9 protein-coding genes are annotated in these 11,688 nt (G+C 33.0%); all 9 read left to right on the top strand.

Annotated features, from left to right (window positions below; all coding sequences use genetic code 11):
- The first annotated feature begins 28 nt into the window (after window positions 1–28).
- The 9 genes from vanY (at window position 29) to ypeB (ending at window position 11,556) form a co-directional block, all read left to right on the top strand.
- Window positions 29–943 (top strand): VanY-A/VanY-F/VanY-M family D-Ala-D-Ala carboxypeptidase, encoded by a 915-nt coding sequence (gene vanY / locus ACFVRR_RS22015; protein WP_387332655.1) that lies wholly within the window; start codon window positions 29–31, stop codon window positions 941–943.
- The gene (locus ACFVRR_RS22010) at window positions 940–1,491 is read left to right on the top strand and encodes a VanZ family protein (RefSeq protein WP_387332653.1); all 552 of its coding nucleotides are present in this window, start codon (window positions 940–942) and stop codon (window positions 1,489–1,491) included. The genes vanY and ACFVRR_RS22010 overlap by 4 nt, the downstream gene beginning before the upstream one ends.
- Before the next feature lie 256 nt (window positions 1,492–1,747).
- Window positions 1,748–3,226 carry a protein adenylyltransferase SelO gene (locus ACFVRR_RS22005; RefSeq protein WP_387332651.1) on the top strand — a complete coding sequence of 493 codons (1,479 nt, stop codon included), beginning with the start codon at window positions 1,748–1,750 and terminating at the stop codon, window positions 3,224–3,226.
- Between the two features lie 205 nt (window positions 3,227–3,431).
- Window positions 3,432–4,352 (top strand): DMT family transporter, encoded by a 921-nt coding sequence (locus tag ACFVRR_RS22000; RefSeq protein ID WP_097978226.1) that lies wholly within the window; start codon window positions 3,432–3,434, stop codon window positions 4,350–4,352.
- Window positions 4,353–4,910: 558 nt separating this feature from the next.
- Window positions 4,911–5,249, top strand: a complete 339-nt coding sequence (locus ACFVRR_RS21995; protein ID WP_097978227.1) for a hypothetical protein — start codon at window positions 4,911–4,913, stop codon at window positions 5,247–5,249.
- 7 nt (window positions 5,250–5,256) lie between these two features.
- Window positions 5,257–7,509 carry a glycosyltransferase gene (locus tag ACFVRR_RS21990; protein ID WP_387332648.1) on the top strand — a complete coding sequence of 751 codons (2,253 nt, stop codon included), beginning with the start codon at window positions 5,257–5,259 and terminating at the stop codon, window positions 7,507–7,509.
- Between the two features lie 53 nt (window positions 7,510–7,562).
- Window positions 7,563–9,329, top strand: a complete 1,767-nt coding sequence (locus tag ACFVRR_RS21985; RefSeq protein WP_387332646.1) for an LTA synthase family protein — start codon at window positions 7,563–7,565, stop codon at window positions 9,327–9,329.
- A 156-nt stretch (window positions 9,330–9,485) separates the two neighbouring features.
- Complete coding sequence (sleB, locus tag ACFVRR_RS21980; protein WP_098233190.1) at window positions 9,486–10,199, top strand: spore cortex-lytic enzyme; 714 nt, start codon at window positions 9,486–9,488, stop codon at window positions 10,197–10,199.
- A 16-nt stretch (window positions 10,200–10,215) separates the two neighbouring features.
- Complete coding sequence (gene ypeB / locus ACFVRR_RS21975) at window positions 10,216–11,556, top strand: germination protein YpeB (protein ID WP_387332643.1); 1,341 nt, start codon at window positions 10,216–10,218, stop codon at window positions 11,554–11,556.
- The last annotated feature ends 132 nt before the right edge of the window (window positions 11,557–11,688 follow it).

Here is an 11,688-nt window from a genome sequence, read left to right as displayed (position 1 = left end):
ATTAATCAGTATTAGGAGGAACGTGAAAATGAAGAAGTGGGGATTTTTAGTTACTTTAGTAATTTGCCTGATTTTTACATTCGTTAATAAAGAAACGTCGCTTCAAGATCAAGTAGAGATTCAAACATATAAAAAAATTAACAATGTACAGTTAGATAACAGTGAGATTTCAGAAAGTTTCCAAACAAAGGCCATTACAAAAGAACAGGTCTATAAAGGAAACTTAGTCTTAATAAACAAAAAATATCCTGTGCACGAGGAAAGTATAAAATCAGATGTTGTAAACTTATTCACTCACAAAGAATTGGAAAAAGGATACGAATTGCTTGATACGAAAATTGAATTGTCACAGGATGTTGCCCGTAAATTTTCGAAGATGATCGTTGATGCTAGAAAAGAAGGAGTTCGTCATTTTACAATTAATAGTGGCTTTCGAGACTTTGATGAGCAAAATGCACTTTATCAAGAAATGGGCTCAGACTATGCCTTGCCTGCAGGCCATAGTGAACATAATTTGGGTTTATCACTTGATGTAGGATCTACCAAAATGAAAATGAATGAGGCACTTGAAGGTAAGTGGCTAGAAAATAATGCTTGGAAATATGGCTTTATCATACGCTATCCAAAGGATAAAACGGCAATTACAGGCATTCAATATGAACCTTGGCATATTCGCTACGTTGGATTACCGCATAGTGTGATCATGGAGGAAAAGAATTTTTCTTTAGAAGAGTATTTGGATTTCTTAAAAAAACAAAAGTCTATATCTACTACTATAAATGGCCAAAAATACGAAATATCTTATTACCCTGATACTAAAAATACGACCATTCAAGTGCCTACCAATCTTCGTTATGATATATCAGGTAACAATATGGATGGTGTGATTGTGACGATATTTAACAGCGGGGCACATACTAAGGAGGATAGTTTAGCAGAATGAAAATAATCAAATTAATGAACAAAATTTTTGTTTCAGTACTATTTGTCTTTTATATGTATGCAATAATTAGAGTCATTCTATTTAAATTCCGCTGGAGAGATCTGTCCTTTCTTTTGTATCAACTTAAGAATAATCTCGGGAATCCTGTTAATCTCATAAACGAATTGAAAATGGGAAATCTTATCCCATTTAAAACGATATTCATTAATATTCAGAGTCTATCATCATGGCCTGATTTTAGTAATTTGATTGGGAATATCATAGCATTCATCCCATTTGGAATGTTTCTTGTTCTATTATCTAAAAATAGAGGGATGTCATTCATAAGCGTATTCGTTAGTTCTTTGAGTTTTAGTTTATGCATAGAAAGCTTACAGGTTGTTTTTTCTCTAGGGATTTTTGATGTGGATGATCTAATTCTAAATACCTCTGGAGGATTGCTTGGCTATTGTGTTATCAAGCTTTGTGATAAGGTTTATACTAAACTTATCGTAAATACATCAAGCAGTGTCCAGGATAGAGAAATTGTTGATAAACAGGAATTTTAAAATTGAGAAAGTTGAACCGTACGATTACACGGGATTCGTTACTAGTAACGGCTGCTGTAGAGTAGCCGTTATTTTTGTTAAATGATTTAAATGAAGTTATGCCCTTTTTCATTCAATGTTAGAATATATTGAAGTTGTGAGTAGACACTAACCAGAGGAATGGATTGTGAAAACAAAATCATAGTAAATCTATGGTTTTTTTGTTATATGTAGAGAGTAAATAATAAAAAAGAAAGAAGTGGAAAAGGGGGATAAGATGACTCAGAGAAATGTGAAAAATGATGCAGGATGGAATTTTGATAATAGTTATTCAAAATTACCGGAATTCTTTTTTGCTACTCAAGACTTAAATCCGGTAAGTTCACCGAAATTGGTTGTTCTAAATAAACCAGTGGCCTTATCACTTGGTCTAGATGTTCAATCACTTCAAAGCGAAGAAAGTGTAAATGTTTTTGCCGGGAATCAAGTGCCAGAGGGTGGATTGCCACTTGCCCAAGCATATGCAGGGCATCAGTTTGCACACTTTAATATGCTTGGTGATGGAAGAGCATTATTACTAGGTGAACAGATCACTCCAAAAAACGAGCGATTTGATGTACAACTTAAAGGTTCAGGTAGAACACCTTATTCACGAGGTGGAGATGGTCGTGCAGCACTTGGCCCGATGCTTCGCGAATACATTATTAGTGAGGCGATGCATGCACTAAAGATACCAACAACACGAAGTCTTGCTGTTGTAACGACAGGTGAACAAATCCAGCGTGAAACTCGATTACCTGGGGCAGTTATGACCCGAATTGCTGCTAGTCATATTCGTGTTGGTACGTTTCAGTATGTTTCAAGATGGGGTAGTTTGAATGAACTTCAAGAACTTGCTGATTATACAATCAAAAGGCATTATTCGGAAATTGACCTAAATGATCCAAATCGATATCTTTCATTGCTCCAAGGGGTCATTAAGCGCCAAGCTTCCCTAATTATCAAATGGCAATTAGTTGGTTTTATACATGGAGTAATGAATACTGACAATATGACAATTAGTGGTGAAACAATTGACTATGGTCCATGTGCATTCATGGATACGTACGATCCAGCAACTGTATTTAGCTCAATTGATCTTCGCGGTCGTTATGCGTATGGAAATCAACCAAAAATGGCTGGCTGGAATCTTGCACGATTTGCTGAAACATTATTACCTTTATTGCATGATGATCAGGAAAAAGCTTTAGAAATAGCTCAGAATGCAATTTCTGAATACCCTATTATTTATGTTGATAATTGGATTGCAGGCATGAGGAAAAAATTAGGAATATTTAATGAAGAAGAACAGGATAAGTCATTAATTGATGAGTTACTTGAAATAATGGAAAAGTATAAAGCAGACTATACGAATACATTTAGAGCATTATCATATGGTAATCAAGATGAACTACCATTGTTTACATCATCTGAATATAACCAATGGGAGAAGCAGTGGCAGGAGAGGTTGAGTAGACAATCAGAATCAAAAGAAGCTTCTCTTCAATTAATGCGAGACAACAATCCTACCGTAATCCCAAGAAATCATCGCGTAGAAGAAGCTTTAGAAGCAGCGGTAGAGAACGGAGATTATACCGTGATGGAGAAATTGCTTAAAGCACTTTCTAATCCTTTTATTGAATCAAAAGAACAGATAAATTATTGTACACTACCTCCTGATCCGGATCGTCCTTATCAGACTTTCTGTGGTACATGATTATATTCTTATATTTTTTATAGTACAAATACTACCTTTTTCTAGGGTAGTATTTATTTTTAAGTAAAACGAGGAACATATTTTTAGTGAATCTGAGCATACACTTTGAATAAATCTTAAAAATTTACTATATTAGAAAAAGTAAATTAAAAGAGGGGTACTTGCCCTCTTTTTATATTTAGGCCAGTAGAAAGAAGTGGGGAAGTTGAAGAAGCAACAAATTTATATCATTTTATTTTGTATTATGGTGGTATGGGGATTTAATGTAATTGCAACAAAAGTTCTAGTAGAGAACTTTATGCCAGTTACGATGACAGCTATCCGTGTTTTCACTGCTGGAGTAAGTGTTTTTATTATTTTATTTTTAATAAAAAAAGTTCGTTTGCTTACTAAGAGAGAGTTCGGGTATGTATTTTTTGCGATGCTATTAAATGTAGTTGCACATCATTATTTTTTATCAATCGGTCTATCCCAGACTTCAGCATCAAACGGGGGACTAATTCTTGGAATGGGGCCGCTTTTAACAGCCTTATTGTCAGTTTTCTTTTTAGGAAGTGTAATGAACTTTGTAAGAATTTTAGGCGTTTTATTTGGTTTTGCAGGTGTTGCTTTTATTGTTTTCCAGAGCGGTGGAGGTTTTCATGGTGTTTCGCATGGAGATTTTTATGTGTTTTTAGCAATCTTAGCTCAAGCATCAAGCTTTGTTTTAATAAAAAAAGTTTCGAAAACATTAGATCCAAGATTAATGACTGGATATATGTTAGTAATGGGTTCGATTATTTTATTCGGAATTAGCCAAATACTTGAACCAGGTGGAATGGCTAGTATGGTGCATCATTCAGTAGGGATTTGGGCGGTATTTTTTGCATCAGCAGTTGTTGCAACAGCTATGGGGCATATGCTATATAATTTTGCTCTTGGTAAGGTTGGCACAACAGAGGCGGCTATATTTTTAAATTTAAATCCATTCTTTTCACTTATTGGTGCGGTATTATTTTTAGGTGAAAAAATTGTTTTAACTCAAGTAGTCGGATTTATTTTAATTTTAATAGGTGTGTTGTTTGGTTCAGGAGTATATGAAGATGTAACTCGCAAATTTAAAAGGGATAATCAAATCCAATTCTAAATTTGTTTTATCTTTCATCTTATTGATAAACAAGTGATTTTAATTGATTTATAAATACTTTAGCTAACTTGCAAAAATTAACATATCATTAGCTCGTGCAGTTTACTCTAACTTTGGGAAAGAAGTAGATATCGCCGCTCCATTTGGGGCGGTTTTTTTATTTAATTAGAGGTTAACTTTATAAAGAATCATTCATTCGTTCAATTTTTGTTTTTAAGATTGTTCTTATTTATCAAGAACTTGATTGGAATGAAAGGGTGCTCGACTCCTATGGGATTAGCGGGAAGGCTGAGACCTTAGCAGGCGGCGCCGAGGAGGCTCAGGTCTCGCCCCATGGAAAGCGAGCACCCTGTAGTGGAAATCAATATCATACAACTTATTTATCAACAATATAACTGACAAATTTTTTTTCAACAACATGAAGACAATTCACCGATAAAGTGATTGTCTTTTTTTTTATCGTAAGAAATGAATTCTAATTCATCATTTCATGAAAAAAAACTGCTCTTTTAGGGCATATTATTAAGTATTCAAGCTATTAGGAAGGACTCATCAAAGATGACAATCGATCCAAGAACTCATTCATTAAATGCAGAAACAATTGAGAATGAATTAGAAATACCTAGTTGGTTTATAAAATTAAACAAGTTTAAATCAAATTTAAATAATTTGGACATAGAGTCTCAGTTTTATGAACAATTCTTAACCTTATTAATTAATGAAGAAACAGCGTTAGAGCTGCATTATAAAAATATAAAGTATATTGAAAAGCTAGAGAATGAAATTCAAATAATGGAAGAACGGTATCGAAAAGTAATGCACTCAAAGCTTGGCAGATTAATTCAGTTTTATTGGAAAGCTAAAAGATGGCTTTTTAGAAAGATAAGAGGTTGGTGAGTAGGTTTTGAACAAGTTTGAAATTCAGCAAAGATTAGAAGAAATTGAAAGAATAAAGATTGAAATTTACCAACGAATGAATAAGGAAATCCCGGAAGACTTAATATTTTCAAAATATCATTTTAAAAAGTTAATAAACGGTATTAGCGTAATCATACCAACTTACAAAGGTGAAAAAGTGATAAAAAAATGTATTGAATCATTGAAAAATCAAACTTTGTCACCAAAATATTTTGAAGTGATCTTTATTATCAATGGAGAAAAAGATCTAACCGAAGAGATATTGATCAATTTCATTAAGGAACATGATATTAATCATTTCAACATTCTTCATTCAGAAGAAGCTAGTGTTTCAGCTGCAAGAAATTTGGGAATTCAACAAGCATCAAAAAAATACATTACATTCTTGGATGACGATGATTATATTTCACCTAACTTTCTTGAAAAACTATTCAATCATGCTGATGAAGAATCTGTTGTCATTTCACAAGTTGTGGACGTAGATCTAGAAGGTAATAGTAATCCTAATAATCCTGTTAATTCCCAAATTAAAAAAGCGTTGGATGCAAAAATTTATACTTATACTGATTTAAATAGTGTTTTAACAATGAATGCTTGTAAATTGATACCAACAAAGAAAGTAAAAACCCAACGCTACGAACTCGGATTAAAAAGTGGAGAAGATGTAGTGTTTTTTACTAAATTGTTTGCTTTACATCATTTTCATTTAAAGATTGTTCCATTAGAAGAGCAGGCAATTTATTATCGAGTTTTAAGAGATAATTCAGTTTCTAGACGTAAAAATTCATTTGAGTTTAATGTAAAAGAACGTTTGGAAGTCATGAAACATCTTGATGTTTTACTAGGAGAAACGAATAGTCCTACAATCCAACAATTCATTAAAGGAAAAATACATGCTCAATATGGCTTTATAGACAGGTATATTAACAATAAAAATGAATTGAGAGAAACAGTAATTGAAGAAGTAAATAAACACAGTTTCGTCTATTTCCCTTATTTTAAGCTATACAATGGAGAGACGCGTTCTTTAATTATTTCTTATTGTTTTCCACCATATGTTGATACAAGTGGTACAGTAATGGCTAAACGTATTATCGAAAATAATGAAGTGGTAGACGTAATTTATAATAATATGTCGAAGGTAAGGGAAACTGATTATCGACAAAATGCAATGGTGGATGGTTTTATTAATAATCGGATGGAAATATCATCAACTAGTAGCTTTAAACAGTGGAAATCAATGAAAGACTTTATTAAAAAATCCCTTAAGGAAATTAAATTGAAAGAAAAAAGAAATGGTACATACCATAAAATTTATAGCCGAGCACTATGGCCTGCTTCACACTTTTTAGCGTTTGAGTATAAATTAAAAAATCCAAAGGCAAAATGGGTTGCAGAATTCTCTGATCCGATCCTATTAGATATTCATGGAAATGAACGGAAGTCAGCAATTATTGATTTAGGGTTTTATAAAAAAGTAAATGCACTTTTAAAGAAAAAAAACTTCCCACTAGCATTAAATAACAATATGTTTTTTTGGTGTGAATATATTGCTTATGCATTTGCAGATGAAATTGTTTTTACAAATGAAAATCAATTGAAATATATGTCTGAAATGTTCCCAATGAAAGAAATGAAAGAAGTTATTTTAAATAAAGCTAGAATTTGTAATCAACCGACATTACCGAAGCAATATTATCACGTTAAAGCAAGTAAATATAGAATTGATGAAAACAAGGTAAACCTAGGGTACTTCGGAACGTTTTATCAAACGAGGAAATTAAATGAAATAATTGAGGGACTTAAATTAACGAAACCTGATTTAAGAGATAAAATTAAACTTCATGTATTCACTTCAGATCCAAAATCGCTTGCAAATGAACTATCGGGAGAAATAATTGAAAAACATGTAAAAGTAAATCCATATGTTAACTTTTTAGAGTTTTTAAATTTTACAACAAAATTCGATTGTCTAATTGTTAATGATGCGTTTACGAAGGATTATAAAAATATTAATCCATACTTACCTTCTAAGTTGAGTGATTACAAAGGTAGTGGGAATAATATATGGGGAATTTTTGAAGAAGGCAGTATTCTCAGTAGATTTGAAACAAAATACAAATCTGAAATTGGCGATATTGAAGGTGCTACTAAAGTGTTTGAATCATTAGTTACGGAGAAATTAATTCAACAATTCAACAAACTTGATGAAGCATTACCTAATGAGAAATTAATGTAAAAAAGAAAATAAACAAAGTTAATGATAATAATTTTGTAAAGGGTAGATTCTTCATGATTAAAAAGAGTTTTAATTTGCTAGGACCAATTCTAATCGGATTGGTCTGTAGCTATTTACTTGTTATTTGGTCTCATAATTATTTGTGGAAAAACAATGTAAATCTTTATCAGAATTGGATCATCACGGATTTTTTTAAGTGGAACTTTATGATTGTGTCAGTTGTTGTTTCAATACTAGTAATTGGACTTTCTGTACTAGGCTTTAATGTTTGGTGGATTTTAATTACGATTGTAGGATCAATTGGTTTTTTTTCATATGCATTATCAGAGAAAATAAAATATACTGGAGAGCCGTTTCATCCAAGTGATTTATTTTTCCTGCGTGACCCAATTGTCTTTTTACAATTTTCAAAGCTTCCATTTCTTCTCAAATGGGGAGGGCTAATTGGAATCATAACATTTCTTTTTTTAGGGACTTTCTTTGCCTATAAAAAATGGAGAAATGCTACTGCAAGGAAAAATAGTCTACGTCTTTTACTAATCGTATTACTTGGGGTCTTTTTTACATTTGGTTCAAAAGAAGGCTATGCTTATTTTGTAAAAAACTCAAATGTAGAATATATACCTTGGAATTACGAGACTAGTGTTGAAAGATATGGTATGTATCCAGCATTTTTAGTAACTTATGTAAATAGCAAACGTGAAGAACCTAAAGTATCTAATAAAGTGAAAAATGAGGTCATTAAAGAAATCAATTCTTTAAAACCACTTTCTAAACCTAAACAATTACCAGATATTTTAGTGATTCAAAGTGAGGCATACAGTAATCTAGATGACATGAAATTAAAATGGAACACTGATCCAAATGCACCTCTTCGCTCTATAAATGAAGGTATTCATGGAACTCTAATTAGTAATACATTTGGAGGACGGACGGCTAACGAGGAGTTTGAAGTATTAACTAGTCTAAAATTAAAACGTAAATTCGAAGATCGAACACCATACCAAGAAGGTAAAATGGGGAATAGACTTTCACCTAGTTTCATTCGAGATGTTAGAAACTTTGGTATGGATACGATAGCCCTTCATCCATTTAAAACATCATTTTTCAAACGAAAAGCAGTTTATCCTAACATAGGATTTAATCAGTTCTTGTCAGAAGCAAATTTATCTTCTTGCCAAAAATTTGGCTCCTATTTATCAGACGAGTGTAGCTCGAAAAAAGCATTGTCTCTAATTAATAAAAAGGGGAGTCAATTTGTATTTTTTGTGACAATGCAAAATCATTTTGATTGGCGTAAAGGTCATTTTCCTGAAGAGAACATGAGAGTTAGTGGAGTACCTATGGATGAGGAGTTAAAAGGAAAAGTGGAGAGTTATGCAAGTGGTATCTATAAAAGCGGCAATTCTCTTGTTTCAGTATGGCAAGAAATAAAAAAACGTAAGAATCCAACCATCGTCCTTTTTTATGGTGACCATCGTCCTACATTTGGCGATAAAAAGGCAACATACGAGCATTGGGGAGCACCAGTGGAGAAGAGTGAAGGAGAAGATTGGTATAATGAAACACCGATGTGGATTTGGAGTAATGACAAAAATACAATGGACAAGATTAGAAACTATTCGAAGCCATTTTTAGAAAAAGGAAATCTTAAATTAGAATCCTACGAAATTGCCCCCCTTCTAATGAAAGTTCTAACAAACGGTCAGATTGAACATTCATGGTATGATTGGGTACTTCAAAATCATTCAAATGATATTTGGGATTGGGTAATCTATGATCGAGTATATGGTGATGGTATAACCTTTAATAAAATGTAAAAATGGGACCAAAAGGTCCCTTTTTTATTGGGTAAAAAACTGACTTGTTTTTAGACCTCGGAAAGAAATCATATTGCATTTTCAAAAGTATTTACATAAATTGGTGGTTCTTGATAAAAATACAAAAAGAGATAATTATACTTTAGGAGGTTTGAGATGAGGAAACTAGTTTTCTTAAAAGGTCCTTTAATATTACTAATCGTATTTTTTAGTTTCTTTTGTAATGTTCAACTTAAAAATGTAAATGCTTTTACAAGCCAAGTCCTTCAAATGGGTGCTACAGGAGAAGATGTTATTGAATTACAGTCTCGTTTAAAATACAACGGCTATTACACTAGCAAGGTCGATGGGGTATTTGGATACAACACATATTGGGCGGTTAGGAATTTCCAAAATAATTTCGGAATGCCTGTCGACGGAATTGTTGGAGCTAAGACAAAAGCGATGCTCGTAAAAGCTACAAAATATGAAAAAGGTGAAAATGCAGGTGCTGGATCAAATGTTCCGAATGGTTATTCGCAAAATGATATTCAGCTAATGGCTAATGCAGTTTATGGTGAATCACGTGGTGAACCATATATCGGACAAGTAGCAGTTGCTGCAGTAATTCTGAATCGCGTTAGCAATCCATCGTTTCCAAACACAGTGTCAGGTGTGATTTTTGAGCCGGGTGCATTTACGGCAGTGTCTGACGGACAAATTTATTTAACTCCAAATGAGACGGCCAAAAAAGCTGTTTTAGACGCTGTAAATGGTTGGGATCCTAGTGAAAGTGCACTTTATTATTTTAATCCAGACACAGCCACAAGTGCTTGGATTTGGAGCAGACCACAAATAAAACAAATTGGTAGACATATATTTTGCCGATAAGAAAGGAGTGTTTTAAGTGATTAAGGAAGCTGCAATAGGCGTGTTAGCAATTGGACTTATCGGAACATCGTACTGGGGTTATACAGAGCATAAGGCTAAAAATGAAATAAATATCCAGGCAGAAAACAACTATCAACGGGCATTTCATGAACTATCCTATGAATTAGATTTATTACATGATAAAATTGGCGATACTTTAGCAATGAAATCAAAGTCATCCCTCTCTCCAGCACTAGTCGAAGTATGGGGACTAACTTCTCAAGCTAGATCAAACGTAGGGCAACTTCCTTTGAGACTATTACCAGTTAATAAAACGGAGGAATTTCTAACAAATATTGGTGATTTTAGTTATCGAACTGCGGTAAGAGATTTAGATAAAGAACCATTGACCCAAAATGAATACGCAACACTGCAAAAGTTATATGATAACTCTGCTGAAATTCAAGGTGAGATTAGGAAAGTTCAGCATATGGTATTTGAGAATAAATTACGTTGGATGGATGTAGAGCTTGCTTATGCAAAAGATCAAAATCCAAAAAATAACGTAATTATTGATGGATTTAAGACAGTGGAAAGGAATGTAATGACATATTCCGATGCAAATGCAGATCCTTCACTGACAAATTATAAAGTAAATCGTGCTAGCCTTTCGAATGTGAAAGGAGAAAAAATAACGACAGAGCAAGCGAAGGACATTGCAAAAAAGTTTCTTGAATTAAATAGTACAGCACAAATAAAAGTAGATCTTACAGGGGAAAAATTAGCAGATCGGTATTATAGCTTAGAAATTAGGGAACCAAAAACAAATAGCGAAATTTATATGGATATTACCGAAAAAGGAGGATATCCAGTTTGGGTGATTGATCGTCGAAATATTAAGGCGCAAAAAATCGATTTAAATCAGGCTTCTATTAATGGGCTTAAATTTTTAGAACGTAATAAATTCTCTAATATGGAGCTAACTGAAAGCTCACAATATGATACGATTGGTGTATTTACATATGTAACAAAGCAGGATGGTGTAAGAATCTATCCTGAATCTGTTACGATGAAAATTGCACTTGATGACGGAAGTATTGTAGGATTTTCATCAAGAAATTACTTAGCAGCATATACAAAACGAACGATTTCAAAGCCGAAAATATCGGTTGAAGAAGCGAGAAATAGTGTTAGTTCAAACTTAAAAATAATGGAAGAGCGCGAAGCGATCATTTTAAATAAATTGAATCAAGAAGTACTTTGCTATGAATTTGTAGGAACAAGAGGTAATGACACATATCAAATATTCGTAAATGCGGATACTGGTGTAGAAGAACAGATTAAAAAATTGAATGTCTTGGTCGAAAACTACGACTGAGGCTTATACTTTTTTAACGATGAGGACTTAAGTATGTTGTAATAATCCCCTTATAGTAGACAGTTAAAAGAAAGGTGCTGTACTGTCTACTATAGGGGGAATTTATTTATGGGGAAAATTAGAAAGACATAC

The sequence above is a fragment of the Gottfriedia sp. NPDC057948 genome, assembly GCF_042887255.1.
Lineage (GTDB): Bacteria > Bacillota > Bacilli > Bacillales > Bacillaceae_G > Gottfriedia.
The sequence above is the reverse complement of the archived record's forward strand: the minus strand, read 5'-3'. Positions and strand labels throughout refer to the sequence as shown.

Coding starts and splice junctions, on each gene's coding strand:
- vanY (WP_387332655.1), top strand. CDS start 29: ATGAAGAAGTGGGGATTTTTAGTTACTTTAGTAATTTGCCTGATTTTT.
- ACFVRR_RS22010 (WP_387332653.1), top strand. CDS start 940: ATGAAAATAATCAAATTAATGAACAAAATTTTTGTTTCAGTACTATTT.
- ACFVRR_RS22005 (WP_387332651.1), top strand. CDS start 1,748: ATGACTCAGAGAAATGTGAAAAATGATGCAGGATGGAATTTTGATAAT.
- ACFVRR_RS21995 (WP_097978227.1), top strand. CDS start 4,911: ATGACAATCGATCCAAGAACTCATTCATTAAATGCAGAAACAATTGAG.
- ACFVRR_RS21985 (WP_387332646.1), top strand. CDS start 7,563: ATGATTAAAAAGAGTTTTAATTTGCTAGGACCAATTCTAATCGGATTG.
- sleB (WP_098233190.1), top strand. CDS start 9,486: ATGAGGAAACTAGTTTTCTTAAAAGGTCCTTTAATATTACTAATCGTA.